This is a genomic window from Streptomyces huasconensis (assembly GCF_021028635.1).
Lineage (GTDB): Bacteria > Actinomycetota > Actinomycetes > Streptomycetales > Streptomycetaceae > Streptomyces > Streptomyces huasconensis.
Window position 1 is genome coordinate 7,056,754 of record NZ_CP086119.1, and the last position, 20,590, is coordinate 7,077,343.

The following is a 20,590-nucleotide window of genomic DNA, read 5'->3' on the forward strand; positions in this document are numbered from 1 at the left end:
TGGCCGACCTGTTGAGGAACCCATGACGCGCTCCGCCCGCCCCGCCCGCTTCACCCTCCACCCGGACTTCACCGTCGGCGACGTCGACCCGCGGCTCTTCGGCTCCTTCGTCGAGCACCTCGGCCGCTGCGTCTACACGGGCATCCACGAACCGGGCCACCCCACGGCGGACGGGGCGGGCCTGCGCGGCGACGTCCTCGACCTCATCCGCGAACTGGGCGTCACCGCCATCCGCTACCCCGGCGGCAACTTCGTCTCGGGCCACAAGTGGGAGGACTCCGTCGGCCCCGTCGACGAACGGCCGCGCCGGCTCGACCTCGCCTGGCGCTCCACGGAGACCCACCGCTTCGGCCTCTCCGAGTTCATCCGCTTCGTCCGCGCGGTCGGCCCGCAGGCGGAGCCGATGATGGCCGTCAACCTCGGCACCAGGGGAGTGGCCGAGGCCATCGAACTCCAGGAGTACGCCAACCACCCCTCGGGCACGGGCCTTTCGGACCTGCGCGCCGCCCATGGCGACAAGGACCCCTACGGCATCCGGCTCTGGTGCCTCGGCAACGAGATGGACGGGCCCTGGCAGACCGGGCACAAGACCGCCGAGGAGTACGGCCGCCTCGCCGCCGAGACGGCCCGCGCCATGCGGCACGACCGACCCGGCCCTGGAACTCGTCGCCTGCGGCTCCTCCGGCCGGTCCATGGGGACCTTCGCGGCCTGGGAGGCGACCGTCCTCGCCGAGACGTACGACCTCGTCGACCACATCTCGCTGCACGCCTACTACGAGGAGACCGACGGGGACCGCGACTCCTTCCTCGCCTCGGCCGTCGACATGGAGTCCTTCATCGAGGCCGCCGTCGCGACCTGCGACCACGTCGGCGCGCGCCTCAAGTCCGAGAAGCGGATCAACCTCTCCTTCGACGAGTGGAACGTCTGGTACCAGCGGCGCACCGCGCTCCAACCGGAGGAGGACTGGCAGGAGGCCCCACGCCTCCTGGAGGACAACTACACCGTCACCGACGCCGTCGTCCTCGGCTCGCTGCTGATCGCCCTGCTGCGCCACGCCGACCGGGTGACGATCGCCTGCCTCGCCCAGCTCGTCAACGTCATCGCGCCGATCCTCACCGAACCCGGCGGCCCGGCCTGGCGCCAGACGACGTTCCACCCCTTCGCGCAGGCCTCCCGGCACGGCCGCGGCCGGGTCCTCGACGTGCGCGTGGACGCTCCGACGTACGACACGGCGAAGTTCGGCGCGGTGCCTCTGCTGCACGCCACGGCGGTACGGGCTGACGACGGCACCGTCACCGTCTTCGCCGTCAACCGCGGCCAGACCGAGCCTCTGCCCCTCGAAGTCCACCTGCTGGGTATGGAGTTGACCACGGTCGTCGAGCACACCGCCGTGGCCGACGCGGACCCCGAGGCCCGCAACACCCTGGACGACCCGGAGCGCGTCACCCCGCACGACGTGGCGGGCACGCGGCTCGGCGACGGCGTCCTGACCGCGGCCCTGGAGCCCCTGTCCTGGAACGTGATCAGGCTGGGCTGAGCCGCTGTTCCAACCGACCGGCACCTTCACGTCACCCCCCGATCAGCCCCACCACCCCCGAAAGGCAGTCACATGAGCCACCACGACCACGCACTCCCGCCCCGCAGAACACTGTTGAAAGGCTCCCTGGCGGCGACGGCCGGCGCGGTCGGTGTCCTCGCCACCGCTCAGGGCGCCGCCCGCGCCGCCGTGCCGGAAGCCGTCAAGGCCGCCCGGCCCGTCAACCCCCTCGTCCCGAACCGCGCCGACCCCCACATCCACCGCCACCACGACGGCCGCTACTACTTCACCGCCACCGCCCCCGAGTACGACCGCGTCATCCTGCGCCGCTCCCGCACCCTGCACGGCATCGCCACCGCCGAGGAGGCCGTCATATGGCGGCGCCACACCAGCGGTGACATGGCGGCGCACATCTGGGCGCCGGAGATCCACCACATCGACGGCAAGTGGTACGTCTACTTCGCCGCCGCGCCCGCCCACGACGTGTGGAAGATCCGCATGTGGGTCCTGGAGAACTCCCACCGCGACCCGTTCAAGGGCACCTGGGTGGAGAAGGGGCGGATCGCCACGGCCTGGGACACCTTCTCGCTCGACGCCACCACCTTCACCTACCAAGGATCTCGCTACCTGTCGTGGGCGCAGCACGAGCCCGGCACGGACAGCAACACGGGCGTCTTCCTCTCCCGGATGGCAAACCCCTGGACACTGACGGGCCCTCAAGTGCGGCTCACCACGCCCGAGTACGACTGGGAGTGCGTCGGCTTCAAGGTGAACGAGGGCGCCTCGTTCCTCCAGCGCAACGGCCGCGTCTTCATGACGTACTCGGCGAGTGCCACCGACGCCCACTACTGCATGGGCCTGCTCACCGCCGAGGCCGGCAGCGACCTGATGGACCCGAGGTCCTGGACCAAGTCGCCGCGGCCGGTCTTCACCAGTGACGACAGGACCAAGCAGTACGGCCCCGGCCACAACTCCTTCACCGTCGCCGAGGACGGCCGCACCGACGTCCTCGTCTACCACGCCCGCCCGTACAAGGACATCGTCGGCGACCCGCTGAACGACCCGAACCGGCACACCCGCGTCCAGCGCCTGAACTGGAACGCGGACGGCACCCCCGACTTCGGGGTTCCCGTGCCGGACGGGCCGGTGCCGGACCTGGGGCGGCAGAGGTAGCCGCCCCGCCCGCTCAGCGCGCCGAGAAGCTGTGCACCGTGCTCGACCGGTAGGTGGCGCCGGGGCGCAGCACCGTCGAGGGGAACGACGGCTGGTTCGGGGAGTCCGGGAAGTGCTGGGTCTCCAGGCACAGGCCGTCGCCCTGGCGGTAGGTGCGGCCCGAGGGGCCGGTCAGGGTGCCGTCCAGGAAGTTGCCGGAGTAGAACTGCACACCCGGCTCCGTCGTGGCGATCTTCATCGTGCGGCCCGACTCCGGGTCCCGCAGCGTCGCGAAGTGCTCCGGGCGGTCCGTGATCCCCTTGTCCAGGACCCAGTTGTGGTCGTACCCCTTGGCGGTCACCAGCTGCGGGTGCGCGGCACGGATGTCCTCGCCGACCGTCTTCGCCCGCCGGAAGTCGAACGGCGTGCCCGCCACCTTCGCCAGCTCTCCCGTCGGGATCAGGCCGGAGTCGGTCGGCGTGAACCGGCCCGCCTTGAGCGACAGTTCATGCCCGTAGATGTCACCGCTGCCCTCGCCCGCGAGGTTGTAGTACGTGTGGTTGGTGAGGTTCACTACGGTGGCCTTGTCGGTCCGCGCCGCGTAGTCGATCCGCCAGTCGCCGCGCGCGGTGAGGGTGTACGTCACCTTCACCCGCAGTGTCCCCGGGTAGCCCATCTCGCCGTCGGCGCTCACGTACCGCAGCACCAGGCCGACCCCGGAGGCGTCCGTGAACGGCTCCACCTCCCACACCCGGGTGTCGAACCCCTTGGCGCCGCCGTGCAGGCTGTTCTCCCCGTCGTTCACGGAGAGCTGGTGTGTCCTGCCGTCCAGGGTGAAGCGGCCGCGGGCGATGCGGTTGCCGTAGCGGCCGATCAGCGCGCCGAAGAACGTCGTGCCCGCCGCGTACGCCTCGATCGTGTCGTACCCGAGGGAGACGTTGCGGTAGCGGCCGTGCCGGTCGGGCAGTTCGAGGGACTGCACGATGCCGCCGTAGGAGAGGACCTTCAGCCGCGTGCCGCCGTTCGCCAGCGACCAGCGGTGGACCTTCGTGCCGTCGGCGAGCGTGCCGAACAGCTCCTTGGTGGGCTTCGCGAACCGCGCGGACCCGCCGCCCTCCGACGAGGCGTACGAGGTGCCGGCGACGGCGGCGGTGAGGCCGGCCGCGGCGGCGGTGGCCAGGACGGTGCGTCTGCTCGTATCCATGTACAGCTCCTGTTCCGGAAGGTGGAAAGAGGGGGTTACCGGCCGACCTTGCGCTTGTTCCATACGTCGAAGCCGACTGCGGCGAGCAGCACGAGACCCTTGATGACCTGCTGGTAGTCCGTGCCGATGCCGACCAGCGACATGCCGTTGTTGAGCACGCCGAGCACCAGGCCGCCGATGACCGCGCCCATCACCGTGCCGACGCCGCCGCTCATCGAGGCGCCGCCGATGAACGAGGCCGCGATCGCCTCCAGTTCGAAGTTCAGGCCGGCCTGCGGGGTGCCCGCGTTGAGGCGGGCCGCGTACACACAGCCCGCGAGGGCCGCGAGGACGCCCATGTTGACGAAGACCAGGAAGGTGACGCGCTTGTCCTTGACGCCGGAGAGCTTGGCTGCGGCCTTGTTGCCGCCGAGCGCGTACACGTGCCGGCCCACGACGGCGTTGCGCATCACATGGCCGAGCACGAGGAGCAGCGCGCACATGATGAGCATGACGACCGGCACGCCGTGGAAGCTGGCGAGGGTCAGCGTGAACGCCACGACGGCCGCCGTCATCGCCACGCACTTGGCCGCCCACAGCCCGGTGGGCAGGACGTCCAGCTCGAACGCCAGCTGCCGCTTGCGGTCCCGCCACTCACGCAGGAGCAGGAAGACGATGGTGGCGAGGCCGAGGAGCAGCGTCGGGTTGTGGTACTGCGTGTACGGGCCCATCTCAGGGATGAAGCCCTTGGCGATGTTCTGGAAGCCGTCGGGGAAGGGGGCCAGCGACTGCCCCTCCAGGACGATCTGGGTGAGACCGCGGAAGAGCAGCATGCCGGCCAGCGTCACGATGAACGACGGGATGCCGACGTAGGCGATGAAGAAGCCCTGCCAGGCGCCCGCGACCGCGCCGATCAGCAGCGAGAGGACGAGGGCGAGCACCCACGGCATGTCGTGTTTGACCATCATCACCGCCGACATGGCGCCGACGAAGGCGACCAGCGAGCCGACGGACAGGTCGATGTGGCCCGCGATGATGACGATCATCATGCCGATGGCCAGGATGAGGATGTAGCCGTTCTGCTGGATCAGGTTGGAGACGTTGTTCGGCAGCAGCAGCGTGCCGTCGGTCCAGATCTGGAACAGGACGACGATGAAGGCCAGGGCGATGAGCATGCCGTACTGGCGCATGTTGGAGCGCATGCTGTCCAGCAGCAGCGTGCCGGCCGACCGCACGGCGGGCGGTGGCGCGGAGGACGGGTCCCGCGGCGGAGTGGTCGTGGTGGTCATGGCGGCCTCAGCTCTTGCTTCCGGTGCTTCTGGTCTGGGTCATATGGCGCATCAGGACTTCCTGGGTGGCCTCCGCGCGCGTGACCTCGCCGGTCAGGCGGCCCTCGGCCATCGTGTAGATCCGGTCGCACATGCCGAGCAGCTCCGGCAGCTCCGAGGAGATGAACAGGACCGCCTTGCCCTGCGCCGCGAGCCGGTCGATGACGGTGTAGATCTCGTACTTGGCGCCCACGTCGATGCCGCGCGTCGGCTCGTCGAGGATCAGCACCTCGGGGTCGGCGTGAATCCACTTGCTCAGGACGACCTTCTGCTGATTGCCGCCGGAGAGCCGGCCCACCTGCTCGAAGACGGTGGGGGTCTTGATGTTCATCGACGCGCGGTAGCGTTCGGAGACCTGCCGCTCGTGGTGTTCGTCAACGAAGCCGCCGAGGCCGCCGCGCCGCCGCATCCCCGGCAGTGAGGCCAGCGAGACGTTGCGGTTGATGTTGTCGATGAGGTTCAGGCCGTAGCGCTTGCGGTCCTCGGTGACGTACGCGATGCCGGCGTCGACCGCGGCCGGGACCGTCTTGGTGACCACCGGGCGGCCGTTCACCGCCACGGTCCCGGCGACGTACTGCCCGTAGGAGCGTCCGAAGACGGACATGGCGAGTTCGGTGCGGCCCGCGCCCATCAGGCCCGCGATGCCGACGATCTCACCGCGCCGCACCGTCAGCGACACGTCGTCGACGACCGTGCGCTGGTGGTCGACGGGGTGCCGCACCGTCCAGCCCTCCACGGCCAGGGCGAGTGCGCCCGCGTCCGCGCCCTCGTACGGCGTGCGCGCGGGGAAGCGGTGGTCGAGGTCGCGGCCGACCATGCCCCGGATGATCCGGTCCTCCGACAACTCCGGCTCGTGCGAGGGGGTCTGGCGTACGCTCAGCGACTCGATGGTGCGGCCGTCGCGCAGGATGGTCACGGTGTCGGTGATCTGCCGGATCTCGTTCAGCTTGTGCGAGATGACGATGCTGGAGATGCCCTGCTCGCGCAGTTCCACGATCAGGTCGAGCAGCTTCGCGCTGTCCTCGTCGTTGAGCGCGGCCGTTGGCTCGTCGAGGATGAGCAGCTTCACCTCCTTCGACAGGGCCTTGGCGATCTCCACGAGCTGCTGCTTTCCCACGCCGATGTCGGAGACCGGTGTCTGCGGGTTCTCGCGCAGCCCGACCCGCTGGAGCAGGGCCTTCGCCCGGCGCAGGGTGTCGTTCCAGTCGATGAAGCCGCGCCGGGTCTGTTCGTTGCCGAGGAAGATGTTCTCGGCGATCGACAGGTAGGGGACCAGCGCCAGTTCCTGGTGGATGATCACGACGCCGTGACGCTCGCCGTCCCGGATGTCCTTGAACGCCGCCGGCTCGCCCTCGAAGAGAATCTCGCCGTCGTAACTGCCGTGCGGGTACACGCCGCTGAGGACCTTCATCAGCGTCGACTTGCCGGCGCCGTTCTCGCCGCAGATCGCGTGGATCTCCCCGGCCCGCACCGTCAGGTCCACACCGGAGAGCGCCTTGACGCCGGGGAACGTCTTGGTGATCCCGCGCATCTCCAGGATGGGCGCGCTCACTTCAGCTGTCCTGCCGTGAAGTACCCCTCGTCCACGAGGAGCCGGGTGTTGGACTTGTCGACGCTGACCGGCTCCAGGAGGAAGGCCGGCACGGTCTTCTCGCCGTTGTGGTAGTCCTTGGTGTTGTTGACCTGGACCTTCTTGCCGGTGAGGACCGCGTCGCCCATCTTCACCGTCTGCGCGGCGAGCTTGCGCGTGTCCTTGAACACGGTCTGCGTCTGCTCGCCCCGCATGATCGACTTCACCGACGCCAGCTCGGCGTCCTGCCCGGTGATGACCGGCAGCGGCTCGCTCTTGCTGCCGTACCCCGCGCTCTTGAGCGCCGAGATGATGCCGATGGAGATCCCGTCGTAGGGGGAGAGGACCGCGTCGACGCGCTGGTCGCCGTAGCTCCTGCTGATCAGGTCGTCCATGCGCTTCTGCGCCGTGCCGCCGTCCCACTTCAGCGTCGTGGCCTGGGTCAGCCGCGTCTGCTTGCTGCGCACCACGAGCTGACCGGTCGCGAAGTACGGCTTCAGCACCTTCATGGCGCCGTTCCAGAAGTACTTGGTGTTGTTGTCGTCCGGGTCGCCCGCGAACAGCTCGATGGACCGCGTGTCGTCGGCGTTCTTGTCGGGCTTGCCGAGCTTCAGCTTGTCGACGAGGTACTGGCCCTGGAGCCGCCCCACGCGTTCGTTGTCGAACGACGCGTAGTAGTTCACGTTCTTCGTGCCCAGGATGAGGCGGTCGTACGAGATCACGGGGATGCCCGCGTCGTGCGCCCGCTTCAGTACGTCGGTGAGTGCCGAGCCGTTGATCGCGGCGACCACCAGCAGCCGGTGCCCCTTCGTGATCATGTTTTCGATCTGGGCGACCTGGTTCTCCACCTTGTCGTCGCCGTACTGGAGGTCGGTGTCGTAACCGGCCTTCTTGAACTGCGCCGCCATGTTCTTGCCGTCGGCTATCCACCGCTCGGAGGACTTGGTGGGCATGGCGAGGCCGATGGTGCCGCCCTTGCCGTCGGCCGGCTTGTAGCGGCTGCCGCCCTTGGCCTCCTGGCCGCAGGCCGTCAGCGAGACGGCGAGCAGCGCGGTGGTGACGGCGATGCCGAGTGTGCGGGTGCGCATGGGTCAGTCCCCTTCCGGGACGGGGAAACGGCACAGCTCGCCCGGCAGCCGCGAGCCGAGCGGCGACATGCCGCCGTCCGCGCCGTGCCGGGCCAGCAGATCCAGGGCGAGACGGCCGCGCCTGACCCGCTCCCGGGCCGTGGCGAGGGCGTGCTCGCGCAGGTGGGCGCCGTACGGGTAGATGCCGGTGGCCTTGGCGAGGCCGAACTTCACGTACAGCGGGGCGCCGCGCTGGATCAGCTCGGCGACCTCGTACATCCGGACATAGCCGCCGAGGTCGTCGGGGGCCTCCACGTACATGTCCATCGGCGCCCGGCTGACCCGGCGGATCTCGGTGAGATGGGCGGGGGTCAGATCGGACGGCACGTTCAGGGAGTCGGCGCCGAGCCGCTCGTACACCGCGTACGAGGCGGGGTTGACGGGGCCGGTCAGCGCGGACAGCTTGAACGTGGTGCCGGCGGGGAGCACCCCGGCGGCGCGGAGCCGGTGCAGCGTCCACAGCACGCCCTCGTCGGCGACGAGCAGGCACGTGACGCCCAGTTCGGTGGCGCGCACGGCGTCCTCGACGCAGCCCGCGAGCGCGTCGTGGCCACGGGCGCGCAGGCCTCCGCCGCCGGAGTCGGTGCGGGTCGAGCCGCCGATGTCCCAGGTGCCGCGCGGCCCCGTGAACAGGCACAGCTCGATGTCGCGCTCGGCGCAGGACTCCACCATCTCGGTGATCTCCTCGTCGCGGAGCATCCAGACGCCGCTGCCCTGGCTGATCCGGTGGACGGGCACGTCCAGGCGCGCGCTCTCCTTGAGGACGACGGCGAGCGCCTCGGGCCCCTCGACGGAGGGGATCTCGGTGCGCCACGTGCCGCCGTCGGGAAACGCGTGGGGCGAGGCGTCGGCGGAGTGCGCGGGCGGCACGGGATGGCCGATACGGGCGAGGGCGTCGGCGCCGGGGCGCCGGGGGGCTGACGGGGCGGACACGGGACTCCAATGATCGGTGACCGGAGAGGGATCGGCTGTCGGGGTACGAGGGGGGGCGCCCCCGAAGGGGCGCGGGGAACTGCGCGGCCAGCCACATCCGGCCCCGCAGCCGGGACTCAAGGAATCAGCAGCACCTTCCCGACCTTCGGATCGCCCCCGCCGACCAGCGCGACGGCCTCCCCGAACCGCTCCAGCGGGAACTCGTGCGTGATCAGCGGGGCCGGGTCCAGCAGCCCGAGCCCGAACGCCCGCACCGCCTCCGACCACGCCGACGACGGCGCCCCGAACACGGACCGCACCTCCAGCTGACTCAGCGACAGATGCACCGGGTCGATGCCGACCGCGCCCGGCGTGAACATGCCGGTGAGCACGGTCCGGCCGCCCCGGCGGGCGAGCAGGCAGGACGAGGCGGCGGTGGTCGGCGCGCCCGCCGTCTCCACGACCAGGTCGAAGCGGCCGTGCGCCGACCTGGCCTCGTCGGGGGAGAGGGCCGCGGTGGCCCCGAAGTCCCGCGCCTGCTCGCCGCGGGCCGCCCGCGGGTCCACGACGGCCAGCTCGGCGGGGCTCGACGCGGCGAGCAGCTGTACGGCGAGGAGGCCGAGGGTGCCCGCGCCGACCACCGCGACGCGCTCACCGGGCGTCGGGCGGCCCGCCCGCACCGCGGCGGCGATCACCGCGGACGGCTCCAGGAGGGCCGCCGCGCGCAGGTCGGCGTCGTCGCGCAGCGGGTGCAGGAGCCGGGCGGGCACGGTGAGGTGGTCGGCGAAGGCGCCCGGCTCGGTGAACCCGGTCTCGGCGTAGCCGCCGGTGCACAGGCTGGTCTCCCCGCACCGGCAGCGCTCACAGACACCGCAGGCCCGGAACCCCTCCGCGACGGTCTTGCGCCCGACGAGGCCGGGGTCGACGCCCGCGCCCACCGCCGCCACGGTCCCGGACCACTCGTGGCCCGGCGTCACGGGGTAGCGCACGTACGCGGCGTCGCGACGGCCGTCGTACACCTCGCGGTCGCTCATGCACACCCCGGCGGCGGCCACCCGCACAAGAACCTCACCGGGGCCGGGCTCCGGGACGTCGCCGCTGACCAGCCGGTGCTCGCCCGGCCGGTCGACGACGACGGCGCGGCTGCGAGCGGCTGCGCGCGGCCGATCACTGATGGCTGCGCGGCCGGCCGCTTCCTCGTCCCGCCGGTCGGGGGCGATGGTGGTGCGGTGGCGCATCTCGTCACCGGGCCGGTTGGCGCGGCTCGTGCGGTTGTTCTTTTCCTCTTCGGGCCGGTTGGCACGGGTCGTGCGGCTATTGACTTCCTCGCCCGGCCCGTCGCCGCGGGCCACCCGGATGCTCACTTCCCCGCCCCGCCAGGAGACCGCTTCTCCCAGCCCTCGGCCCACAGGTCGAACCGGGCCTGCTGCTGCGGGAACTCGGCGGCCGCGTCGGTGTCGAGTTCGACGCCGAGGCCGGGGGCGTGGGACAGCTCGAAGCAGCCCGTCTCCGGGTCGACCTGGGGCGCGCCCATGACGACCTTCTTGATGTCGGCGTCCGCGAAGTCGTTGAAGTGCTCCAGGACCTTGAAGTTCGGTGCGGTGAAGCCGACTTGGAGCGAGGCGGCGGTCAGGACGGGCCCGCCCACGTTGTGCGGGGCGACCAGCATGTAGTGCGTCTCGGCGGTGGCCGCCAGCTTGCGGGTCTCCCAGATGCCGCCGATGTGGCCGACGTCCGGCTGGATGATGTCCACGGCCTGGCTCTCGAACAGCTCCCGGAACTCGATCCGGTCGTGGATGCGCTCCCCGGTGGCCACCGGCATGTCCACCTTCGCGGCGACCTTCTCCAGGGCCTTGAGGTTCTCCGGCGGCACCGGCTCCTCCAGCCAGGCCGGGCGGAACGGCGCGAGATCGCGGGCCAGGCGGACCGCCGTGGCGGGCGAGAAGCGGCCGTGCATCTCCAGCATCAGCTCGGCGTCAGGCCCGATCGCGTCCCGCACGGCCTCGATCAACGACACGGCGTACAGGCTCTGTTGGTGGTCCAGTTCGTAGTGGCCGGTGCCGAAGGGGTCGATCTTCAGCGCGCGGTAGCCGCGCTCCATGACTCCCTGGGCCGCCTTGTGGTACGCCTCCGGGGTGCGCTCGGTGGTGTACCAGCCGTTCGCGTACGCCTTGACGCGGTCGGTGACCTTGCCGCCGAGCAGCTGCCAGACGGGGACGCCCAGCGCCTTGCCCTTGATGTCCCAGCAGGCCATCTCGATGACCGCGATGCCCGACATCACGATCTCGCCGGCCCGGCCGTAGTCGCCGTACTTCATCCGGCGCACGAGGTCCTCGACCGCGAACGGGTCCGACCCCTTGATGTGGTTGGCCTCCGCCTCGCGGAGGTAGCCGATGAGCGCGTCGGTGTGGCCGAGCATCCGCGTCTCGCCGACGCCCGTCAGGCCTTCGTCGGTGTGGACCTGGACGTAGGTGAGATTACGCCAGGGCGTTCCGACCACATGCGTGCTGATTCCCGTGATGCGCAAGGCAGTTGTCCCTTGACTTGTTCGGTATTTCGTCACACGTTCGAAATGCTGGCGTGACGTTATTTGTGGTGGCCGGAAGGTGTCAATGGCTCGCGCGGAATGGTCTTGAGGCGGCCCCGGCGGCGACTTGGTGCCACCCGCCCGGCCGCCGAGCCCGACGCCGCCGCTCTGCCGGGCCCCGGCGGCCATTGCGCCGCGAACGGCGCCATGCCTAACCTGTGTTCGTCATACCGATCAGCGGCCGAGGTTTCGGACGCACGGGTTCACGCTCAGGGTGGGAGGCCTCATGGGACGACTGGTTCCCGCGGTGACCAGGTCGCTGGACATACTCGAACTCTTCCTGGAAGGGGACGGGACGCTCTCCGCACCCGAGGTCACCCGCAAGCTGCAGCTGCCGCGCACCACCGTGCACGAACTGCTCACCACCCTGGCGGCCCGCTCCTACCTCACGCAGATCCCCGACCAGCCGGGCCGCTACCGCCTCGGTGTACGCACCTACCAGCTCGGCAGCCGCTACGCCGAACAGCTCGACCTCGCGGCCGAGGGACAGCAGGTGGCCCGCGAGGTCGCCGAGACCTGCGACGAGACCGTCCATGTCGCCATCCTGGAGGACACCGACGTCATCTACATCGCCAAGGTCGACTCCACCCACGCCGTGCGCATGGTCTCCGCGGCGGGCCGCCGCCTCCCGGCGCACTGCACCTCGGTCGGCAAGATGCTGCTCGCCTCGCTGCCGCAACCGGAACTCGAAGCGCGCCTACAGGGGCGGGAGTTCACGGCGATGACCCCCGCCAGCATCACCGACCCCGACGAGCTGGCCGCCGCGCTCGCGGAGATCCGGGAGCGGGGCATCGCGGTCGAGCACCGGGAGTCCAACCCCGACGTCAGCTGCGTGGCCGCGCCGGTGCGCGACAGCGCGGGCCGGGTCGTCGCCGCCCTGTCCATCTCCGTGCCGATGATCCGCTGGAGCGAGGAGCGCGAGCGGGAACTGGCCGACCTCGCCGCCAAGGGAGCCGGAGACCTCTCCGTCCGCCTCGGCCACCGGGGCGCATGATGACGGCCTCGCCCAAGAGGTCCGTGTACGAGGTGGCCGTGCGCGAACACGCCCTGCTCGGCGAGGGTCCCACCTGGGACCCGGCGGGCGAGCGCCTCATCTGGGTCGACATCCTCGGCTCCCGCGTCCATACGTACGCCCCCGGCGACGGCCGCCGCACGGTCATGGCCACCGAACAGCACGTCGGCGCCGCCAAACCCCGCGCGGGCGGTGGCCTGGTGGTCAACCTCCGCGACGGGATCGGCCTGTACGGACCGGGCGGCGCGTCCTTCACCTGGCTGGTGCGCGACCCCGTACCGGGCCGCCGCGGCAATGACGCCGCCGTCTCACCCGACGGCGCGCTCTGGGCGGGCACCATGCGCTATGACGAGGCGCCGGGCGGCGGCGGCCTCACCCGCGTCGCCCCCGACGGCACCGCCACCGAACAGTCCGGACCGCTCGGCGACGTCGCCGTCAGCAACGGCACCGGCTGGAGCCCCGACGGACGGCTCATGTACTACGCCGACAGCCCCACGCGCCGCGTCGACGTCCTCGACTTCGACGGACGGCACGCGCGGAACCGCCGCCCGTTCGCGGTGATCGAGGACGGCACGGGCGACCCCGACGGACTCACCGTCGACGCCGACGGCTGCGTCTGGATCGCCCTGTGGAACGGCGGAGCCGTCCGCCGCTACACCCCCGAGGGACGGCTCGACCGCGTCATCGCCCTCCCGGTGCCCCGGCCCACCGCCTGCGCCTTCGGCGGCCCCGGCCTGCGCGACCTCTACATCACCACGGCCCGCGCCGGCCAGGAGCGCCCACACCCGCTGGCGGGGTCGGTGCTCGTGGTGCCGGACGCGGGCCAGGGACTGCCGGGCACGCCCTTCGCGGGCTGAACCGGCCGACCGCGAGAGGGTCAGCGCTTCAGCTCGCGCAGGTACTTCCCGAACTTCTCCAGGCCGTCGATGTTGCGGGGGCCGCTGATGCCCTCGTTGTAGTCGAGGACGAAGAAGTTGTTCTTCTTGACGGCGGGCAGCTCCTTGGTGTGCGGGGACTTCTTCAGGAACTCGATCTTCTTCTTCGCGGGCTGGTCGCCGTAGTCGAAGATGATGACGACCTCGGGCTCGGCCTCGGTGACGGCCTCCCAGTTGACCTGCGTCCAGCGCTCGTCGAGCCCGTCGAAGATGTTCCGGCCGCCCGCCGTCTTGATGATGTCGTTCGGCGGGACCTGGCTGCCGGCGGTGAAGGGCTGGTCGGTCCCGGAGTCGTAGAGGAAGACCGGCACCCGATCGCCCTTGGGGGCCTTCTTCTTGACGGCGGCCACGCGCTTCTTCAGGTCCCCGACGACCTGATCGGCCTTCTTCTCGACCTTGAAGATCTTCCCGAGCCGCTCCAGGTCGCTGTACAGGGCGTTGAACGGCGTGACCTTCTGCGGATATCCGGGGTAGTTGAAGCAGCTCTCCGTGTGCATGAAGCTCTGGATGCCGAGCTTGTCCAGGATCTTCGGGGTGATGCCGCGCTGGTCGCTGAAGCCGGAGTTCCAGCCCGCGACGACGAAGTCGGACTTGGCCTCGACGACGATCTCCTTGTTCAGCAGGTCGTCGCTGAGCATCTTCACCTTGGCGTACTCCGACGCCCACGGCGACTCGGTCACCGGCGGGTTGGCGGGCGGCATCACGTACCCGTGGACGTGCTTCGTCAGGCCGAGGCTGAACAACTTGTCGGCGCTGCCGCCCTCGTAGGCCACGGCGCGCTCGGGCACCTTGTAGGAGACGGGCTCACCGCATCTCTTGACGGTGGTCTTCTCGGACGCCTTGGCGTCGCCGTCCGCCTCGACCTCGGCGCCGCAGCCGCTCAGCAGCAGCGCGGCCGCGAGCGCGGACCCGAGGGCGATGGACCGGGTGTGTGACATGGGGATGTGGTGCCTTTCAGAGGTGGCCCCGCGGGGTGCGGGGCATGGGGTGCGAGGCCGGGTCAGAGGGAGGGGTGCAGCGCGTACAGCAGTTGCGGATCACCGGTCAGCGGATGCGGCACGACCGTCGCCTTCACGCCGAACACATCGGCGACCAGGCTCTCGGTGAGTACGTCGGCGGGGGGCCCCGAAGCCACCAGGCGCCCCTGGGACAGGACCCCGATCCGGTCGCAGGCGGCGGCCGCGAGGTTGAGGTCGTGCAGCACGACCAGGACGGTCAGCCCGGCGCCGCGCAGATGCGAGAGCATCTCGATCTGGTGGCGCACGTCGAGGTGGTTGGTCGGCTCGTCGAGCACCAGGACGCGGGGCTCCTGGACGAGGGCGCGGGCCAGCAGCACGCGCTGGCGCTCCCCGCCGGAGAGGGTCAGGACGCCCCGCTTGGCCAGGTGGACGATGTCGAGCCGTTCCATCGCCCGCGCGCACAGCTCCCGTTCACGCCCGCTGAGCGCCTGGTTGCCCCGCTGGTGCGGGGCCCGGCCGAGCGCGACGACCTCCTCGACGGTGAAGTCCAGGTCGACGGCGCCGTCCTGCGTCATCGCGGCGACGAGCTGCGCGCTGCGGCGCATCGACAGGCCCGCGATGTCGTCGCCGCCGACCCGCACCGTCCCGGTGGCCGGGCGCAGCGCGCGGTAGACGCAGCGCAGCGCGGTCGACTTGCCGCTGCCGTTCGGGCCGACGAGGCCGACGACCTCGCCGCTGCCCGCGTCGAGCGAGAGGTCCCGCACCAGGCTCTTGCCGTCGATGACGACGCCGAGCCCCTCGATTCGCAACTCCATCTCAACGGCCCCCGAACACATAGCCCTTGCGGCGCATCAGCGCGATGAACACCGGCACTCCGACGAGCGCGGTGATGACGCCCAGCGGCAGTTCGCGCGGCGCGACCACCGTCCGGGACAGCAGGTCGACCCAGACCATGAAGAGGGCGCCGACCAGCGGGGCGACGGCGAGGACCCGGGCGTGTCCGGCGCCGACCACCATGCGCACCAGGTGCGGCATGACGAGCCCCACGAAGCTGATGGCGCCGCTCACCGCCACCATCACGCCGGTGACCAGCGAGACCAGCACCAGCAGCGACCTGCGGTGCCGGTCGGGGCTCAGGCCGAGGCTCGCCGCGGTCTCGTCGCCGAGCGCCAGCACGTCCAGGGCGCGGCCGTGGCGGTACAGCACGGCGAGGCCGAGCAGGACGGCCGCGGCGACGACGGGCAGCGCGGCCCAACTGGCGGCGCCGAAGCTGCCCATGGTCCAGTACAGGACCATGCCGGTCGCCTCGCTGTCCGGCGCGAAGTAGATGATGACGCTCATCACGGCCTGGAAGCCCAGGGACATGGCGACGCCGGTCAGGACGAGCCGCAGCGGCGAGAGGACACCGCCGCTGGACGAGGCGACGTACACGAGGAACGACGCGACGAGCGCCCCGAGGAACGCCCCGGCCGACACGGCGTACACCCCGAGCGCGGCCAGGCCCCCGGTGACCGTCACCGCGACGGCGCCGACCGACGCCCCGGAGGAGACGCCGAGGACGAAGGGGTCGGCGAGGGCGTTGCGCACCATCGCCTGGATGGCGACGCCGACCGCGCTGAGCCCGGCCCCCACCAGCGCGGCGAGCAGCACGCGCGGGGTGCGGATCTGCCAGATGATCTGGTACGTCGTCGTCTCGTCGGCGCCGATGCGCCCGCCCGTGAGCGCCGCCCACAGATAGCGGGCCGTCTCGGCGGGCGTCACGAAGGCGGCGCCCAGACCGATGGCCACGACGACGGACGCGACCAGGACGAGGAAGAGCGCGACGCAGGTCAGGGCCAGGGCCCCCGGCGAGGCGAGCCGGTCGCGGACGGCGGCCCGAGGGCGCGCGGGCACCGCCTCCGTGAGGGTGCTCATGCTGATCCGGCCTCCTTTTCGGCGTCGGCGGCGTCGGCTTCGTCGTCACCGTGGGACGCGCGCCGCACCAGGACCGTCGCGCCGAGCGCGGCGACGACCAGGGTGCCGAAGACGGCGGCGGTGCCGGGGTAGCCGGCGAGGCCGAGGCCCGCGCCGCCGAGCGCCGCGCCGACGAACACGCCGAGGCTCTGGCCCGCCGCGTTGAGACTCAGCGCCGAGCCGCGCAGCGAGGTGCCGCAGCGCCGCACGATGAGGCTGACCACGCACGCGGCGACGACCGCGTGGCTCGCCGCGTGCAGCGCGGTCATGGCGAGGGCGAGCGGCAGCCAGTGCGTGAAGTAGAAGCCGACGACGGAGACGAGGGCGGCGGTCAGACCGATGCCGAGCATGCGTTCGGTGGTGACGCGCGGCGCGGCGGAGTTGGTGACGCGGCCGGTGAGGAGGTTGCTGACGAAGAACGACGCGCCGCTGAGCGTCCACACGAAGGCGAACAGCCCGGCGTCGAGGTCGAACCGCTCCTCGTAGAAGGCCGCGAGGTACGACAGGTAGCCCATGAACACGGCGGTGCGCAGGAAGCCGATGAGCAGCAGCGGCACCACCCCGCGCACGGCGGCCAGCGCCTTGAACGAGGCGAGGTAGCCAAGACGTCGCGCGTCGGGGGCGTCCTGCGGGGAGGTGTCCTTCTTGCGGCGGGCCACGAAGACCGCCGCGAGCAGCAGCGCCACCACCGTGACGGCGAACAGGTCGCCCTGCCAGCCCCAGAACAGCGCGGGCAGCGCGATGACGGGCGCCGCGAGCATGGCGGTCATCGACTGCGTGGCGGTGACGAGGGTCGCGGCGCGCCCGGCGGCCTTGCCGGTGCCGAAGCGGTCGGCGGCGGCGGCCGTCAGCGCCGGGTTCAGGACGGCCGTACTCGCGCCGACGAGCAGGCAGAACACGGCGAGCAGGAGGAAGTCGCCGCTGGCGCCGAGCGCGGCGGAGGCCCCGAGGGCGACGAGCGCGCCCGCCGCCGCCCGCTCCTTCGGCACCCGGTCGATCAGCGGGGCCAGGGCCGTGCCCACCAGCAGCGCGGCGAGACCGCCGAGCCCGCGCAGGCCGCCCATCGCGGCGACGCCGCTCCCCGCCTCGTCGGCGATCGGCACGAGGTAGGTGCTGAAGACGGTGAACGGCAGGAGGCCCACCGCCGAGGCGAGCAGCACCGGCCACAGGGTGCGGGCCATGCGCAGATCACCCGGGACCGGCTCCTCCGCCTTGTCCGTCGCGGGGCCCTTCACGGCGTCGACGCTCACGCACCCGCTCCGTTCGCGAGGGCGGCGCGGTAGCGGTACATCGGCGTGGCGTCGGCGCTGAACTGGGAGAACGTGAACGGCTCGGCGTTGAGTCCGGTGACGCCCGCGCCGAGGAAGGCGCGGGCGACGGCGCTGCCGCTCTGGGCGTAGACGGTCAGCGGGACGCGGTGCTCGACGCAGTGCCGCAGGATCAGGTCGAAGGTGCCGTTGCTGAGCGTCATGCCGGTGGCGACCACCGCGTCGGCCTGCGCGAGGACCTCGGTCATGTCGTCGGTCACGGGGTCGCCCCACGCGGTCGTCCGCAGGTTCAGGTCGCAGGGCAGGCAGACGCCGCCGCGCTCCCGGATCGCCGCGACCAGCGGGTTGACGACGCCGATCAGGGCGACCTTGGCGCCGGGCTCGATGTCGAGCAGCCCCGCCACGGCGGCGTCGCGCGCCTGGGCGCGGACCTCCGGCGTGCCGGTGGGCAGCGTGACGCGCTCGGCGTCGTCGGCGTCGCGGTGCGGGCGCACCCGGGAGAGATAGGCGTCGAGGGCGGCGGTCCGTACCGGCGCGGACTCGTCGCGCAGCAGCTTTTCGAGGGAGTGGCCCGAGGCGTTCTCGCAGAACTCCGGGGCGAGTTCGCCCGCCTCGAAGGAGCACGCGCCGAAGGAGTCGCCGACGCGCAGCAGCAGGTAGTGGTTGTGGTAGGTGACGTCGCCGCCGGCCAGCCGGGTGGTGTGGTAGAGCCAGAACGCGCTGGTGACGGTGAGACCGGCCGGATCGGGGCCGTGCTCGCCCGCGAGGACGGCCTCCGTCAGCTCCGCGACGGTGGTGGGGGGCGGGGGTATGGGACGCGACATGGTGTTCTCTCTTGATCTGCGGGGGTGTTGAGGGGGCCGAAGCGGTCGGCGGTCGAAAAGGGGTCAGGAGGTGACGGGCCAGGCCGTGGTGGACCAGGGGTGGCGCAGCCGGTCGAGCGAGGTGATCTCGTGCGGCTTCAACGTGTCGATGTCCAGGGCCTGTTCGTGCCGGGCGTAGGCGCTGTCGACGTAGCGGTGGCCCGTGTCGGCGGCGATGAAGACGTACGTGCGCGAGCCGTCCCCGCGCCGCTCCCACAGGGCGCTCAGGTACGCGGCGCCCGCGGAGAGTCCGGCGAAGATGCCGCTGGTGCGCAGCAGGGCGACCGCTCCGGAGACGGCGCAGTCGAAGTTGACCCAGTGCACGCGGTCGTACAGGTCGTGCCGGACGTTCTGGAACTCGATGGCGCTGCCGATCCCGGCGATGATCATGTCCGGGTCGGCGACGTGCTCGGAGCCGAAGGTGACGCTGCCGAAGGGCTGTACGCCGACGAGCTTCACGTCCCGCCCGGCCTCGCGCAGATACGTGGCGATGGCCCCCGTGGAGGCGCCCGACCCCACGCCGCCGACGAGCGCGAGGGGGCCCGTCGGAATGCCGGCGTCGATCGACGCGGCGACCTCGCGGTAGCCGTAGTAGTGGATGGCGTCGTGGTACTGCCGCATCCAGTGGTACGAGGGGTTGGCGGCCAGGATCTCGGCGATGCGCCGCACCCTCAACTCCTGGTCCAGGCGGAGGTTCTTGGAGGGCGCGACCTGTTCCAGGGTGGCGCCGAGTATCTCCAGCTGGACGCGGGTCGAGCGGTCCACGGTGGTGGAGCCGACGATGTGGCACTTCATGCCGTAGCGGTGGCAGGCCAGTGCCAGGGCCTGGGCGTAGATGCCGCTGGAGCTGTCGATCAGGGTGTCGCCGGGTTGGACGGCGCCCGTGTCGAGGAGGTGGCGGACGGCTCCGAGAGCCGAGTAGATCTTCATGGTCTCGAACCGGAGGCAGGCCAGGTCGGGTTCGAGGGATATGAGGTCGGGCTTCTTCACCGCTTCGGCGATGTGTGGATGCATGGCGTGGGTCCCCCCGTTGGGACGTCGGAGCGGAAGACGCCGAGAGCATCACACTAGATGAAAATGATTGTCAAGACCGGGTAGAGTCGGCACACTGTCCGGGAGGGGCGGGGCGCCGAGTCGCGGCCCGCCGTGTCGAGAGGAGTCGCGTGAAGCTGTCCCAGGAGGCCGGAGCCAGGGCTCGTCTGCCGCGCCAGGGGCCGCCGAGAGGGGCCGGGCCAGGGGCGGCGACCGGTGTCGGCACCGCCTTCGGCACCTTCGGGGAGCTGCTCCAAGGCGTGCTGCCCGAGGAGGACGGGGACTTCCTCGTGACGCTGCCCGTCGCCCGCTGGAGCATGGCCACCTACCGCCAGGAGTCCGCATCGGGCGAGCTGGAGGTCTGGCCGCCCCGCAAGACGAAGGCGCTGCGGCTGGCCCGCATGATCGCCGACCTGGCGCCGCGCGGCGCGCGGTCCGCGCGCGGCGGGACCCTCACCGTCAGCAGCGTCATCCCCGAGGGCAAGGGGCTCGCCAGCTCCTCCGCCGATCTGGTCGCCACCGCACGGGCCGTCGGCCGGGCCCTCGGCGTCCCCATGCCCCCCGCCCGCATCGAACGGCTCCTGTCCCGCATCGAACCCACCGACGGCGTGCTCTACCCCGCGATCGTCGCCTTCCACCACCGCAGCGTGCGGCTGCGCGCGGTCCTCGGGTCACTGCCCGCCATGGCCGTGGTCGGCGTCGACGAGGGCGGCTCGGTCGACACCGTGGACTTCAACCGCATCCCCAAGCCGTTCACCGCCGCGGACCGCGGGACGTACGCCGCCCTGCTCGCTCGGCTCACCGACGCGGTGCGCGCGCGGGACCTCGCGGAGGTCGGCCGCGTCGCCACCCGCAGCGCCCTGATGAACCAACGCCTGCGCCACAAGAGGCTGTTGGAGCCGATGCGGGCCATCTGCCGCGAGGTCGGCGGCCTCGGCGTGGCGGTCGGGCACAGCGGCACGACTCTCGGCGTCCTGCTCGACGCCACCGACCCCGCGTACACCCGCCGGGTGACGGCGGCCTCGCAGGCGTGCGCAGAGCTGGCGGGCGGCGTCTCGGTCTACCGGACGCTCAGCTTTCGGGGCGCCGGCCCGGGGGGCGCCTCGCGCGCGACGGTGACGGCGGGGGAGGGGGTGCCGTGAGCGCGGGGGCCACCGAGCCGCAGGGAGCG

Annotated in this window: 17 protein-coding genes and 1 pseudogene; 5 read left to right on the forward strand and 13 right to left on the reverse strand. The window is 71.4% G+C overall.

Features of this window, described 5'->3' with window-relative positions; genetic code table 11:
- Positions 1-22: 22 nt before the first annotated feature.
- Positions 23-1,538, forward strand: a pseudogene (gene arfA / locus J2N69_RS31500) (arabinosylfuranosidase ArfA).
- 72 nt (positions 1,539-1,610) lie between these two features.
- Positions 1,611-2,711: a glycoside hydrolase family 43 protein gene (locus tag J2N69_RS31505; protein ID WP_230903741.1), complete on the forward strand. Its 1,101-nt coding sequence runs from the start codon at positions 1,611-1,613 to the stop codon at positions 2,709-2,711.
- A gap of 13 nt (positions 2,712-2,724) precedes the next feature.
- Here the strand turns inward: J2N69_RS31505 and J2N69_RS31510 are convergent, their stop codons facing one another.
- From J2N69_RS31510 to J2N69_RS31540, 7 genes are all read right to left on the reverse strand, one after another.
- A complete protein-coding gene (locus J2N69_RS31510) occupies positions 2,725-3,894 on the reverse strand; it encodes an aldose epimerase family protein (protein WP_230903742.1) in 1,170 nt (389 codons plus the stop codon).
- A gap of 35 nt (positions 3,895-3,929) precedes the next feature.
- Positions 3,930-5,162, reverse strand: coding sequence for a multiple monosaccharide ABC transporter permease (gene mmsB, locus J2N69_RS31515; RefSeq protein ID WP_272595857.1), 1,233 nt, complete (start codon positions 5,160-5,162; stop codon positions 3,930-3,932).
- A 7-nt stretch (positions 5,163-5,169) separates the two neighbouring features.
- Positions 5,170-6,732 carry a multiple monosaccharide ABC transporter ATP-binding protein gene (gene mmsA, locus J2N69_RS31520; RefSeq protein ID WP_272595890.1) on the reverse strand — a complete coding sequence of 521 codons (1,563 nt, stop codon included), beginning with the start codon at positions 6,730-6,732 and terminating at the stop codon, positions 5,170-5,172.
- A gap of 17 nt (positions 6,733-6,749) precedes the next feature.
- Entirely contained in the window at positions 6,750-7,859 is a 1,110-nt protein-coding gene (chvE, locus tag J2N69_RS31525) for a multiple monosaccharide ABC transporter substrate-binding protein (protein ID WP_230903744.1), read from the reverse strand.
- 3 nt (positions 7,860-7,862) lie between these two features.
- Positions 7,863-8,831, reverse strand: a complete 969-nt coding sequence (locus J2N69_RS31530; protein WP_230903745.1) for a hypothetical protein — start codon at positions 8,829-8,831, stop codon at positions 7,863-7,865.
- Positions 8,832-8,947: 116 nt separating this feature from the next.
- Complete coding sequence (locus tag J2N69_RS31535) at positions 8,948-10,174, reverse strand: zinc-dependent alcohol dehydrogenase (RefSeq protein WP_230903746.1); 1,227 nt, start codon at positions 10,172-10,174, stop codon at positions 8,948-8,950.
- Positions 10,171-11,337 carry a mandelate racemase/muconate lactonizing enzyme family protein gene (locus tag J2N69_RS31540; protein WP_230903747.1) on the reverse strand — a complete coding sequence of 389 codons (1,167 nt, stop codon included), beginning with the start codon at positions 11,335-11,337 and terminating at the stop codon, positions 10,171-10,173. The genes J2N69_RS31535 and J2N69_RS31540 overlap by 4 nt, the downstream gene beginning before the upstream one ends.
- A gap of 286 nt (positions 11,338-11,623) precedes the next feature.
- On the opposite strand from J2N69_RS31540, the gene J2N69_RS31545 reads away from it, so the two are divergent.
- Positions 11,624-12,391 (forward strand): IclR family transcriptional regulator, encoded by a 768-nt coding sequence (locus J2N69_RS31545; RefSeq protein ID WP_230903748.1) that lies wholly within the window; start codon positions 11,624-11,626, stop codon positions 12,389-12,391.
- On the forward strand, positions 12,391-13,266 hold the full coding sequence (locus J2N69_RS31550; protein WP_230903749.1) for an SMP-30/gluconolactonase/LRE family protein: 876 nt from the start codon (positions 12,391-12,393) through the stop codon (positions 13,264-13,266). The genes J2N69_RS31545 and J2N69_RS31550 overlap by 1 nt, the downstream gene beginning before the upstream one ends.
- Before the next feature lie 20 nt (positions 13,267-13,286).
- On the opposite strand, the gene J2N69_RS31555 is transcribed toward J2N69_RS31550, so the two are convergent.
- From J2N69_RS31555 to J2N69_RS31580, 6 genes are all read right to left on the reverse strand, one after another.
- A complete protein-coding gene (locus tag J2N69_RS31555) occupies positions 13,287-14,282 on the reverse strand; it encodes an ABC transporter substrate-binding protein (RefSeq protein WP_230903750.1) in 996 nt (331 codons plus the stop codon).
- 62 nt (positions 14,283-14,344) lie between these two features.
- Positions 14,345-15,118, reverse strand: a complete 774-nt coding sequence (locus tag J2N69_RS31560) for an ABC transporter ATP-binding protein (RefSeq protein ID WP_230903751.1) — start codon at positions 15,116-15,118, stop codon at positions 14,345-14,347.
- Position 15,119: 1 nt separating this feature from the next.
- Positions 15,120-16,217: a FecCD family ABC transporter permease gene (locus J2N69_RS31565; RefSeq protein WP_230903752.1), complete on the reverse strand. Its 1,098-nt coding sequence runs from the start codon at positions 16,215-16,217 to the stop codon at positions 15,120-15,122.
- The gene (locus J2N69_RS31570; protein ID WP_230903753.1) at positions 16,214-17,506 is read right to left on the reverse strand and encodes an MFS transporter; all 1,293 of its coding nucleotides are present in this window, start codon (positions 17,504-17,506) and stop codon (positions 16,214-16,216) included. Before J2N69_RS31570 ends, J2N69_RS31565 begins: the two co-directional genes overlap by 4 nt.
- Positions 17,503-18,348, reverse strand: coding sequence for a Rossmann-like domain-containing protein (locus tag J2N69_RS31575; protein WP_230903754.1), 846 nt, complete (start codon positions 18,346-18,348; stop codon positions 17,503-17,505). The genes J2N69_RS31570 and J2N69_RS31575 overlap by 4 nt, the downstream gene beginning before the upstream one ends.
- Before the next feature lie 63 nt (positions 18,349-18,411).
- The gene (locus tag J2N69_RS31580; protein ID WP_230903755.1) at positions 18,412-19,401 is read right to left on the reverse strand and encodes a pyridoxal-phosphate dependent enzyme; all 990 of its coding nucleotides are present in this window, start codon (positions 19,399-19,401) and stop codon (positions 18,412-18,414) included.
- A gap of 185 nt (positions 19,402-19,586) precedes the next feature.
- Between J2N69_RS31580 and J2N69_RS31585 the strand changes: the two genes are divergently transcribed.
- The gene (locus J2N69_RS31585; protein ID WP_230904952.1) at positions 19,587-20,561 is read left to right on the forward strand and encodes a GHMP family kinase ATP-binding protein; all 975 of its coding nucleotides are present in this window, start codon (positions 19,587-19,589) and stop codon (positions 20,559-20,561) included.
- Positions 20,562-20,590: the final 29 nt, after the last annotated feature.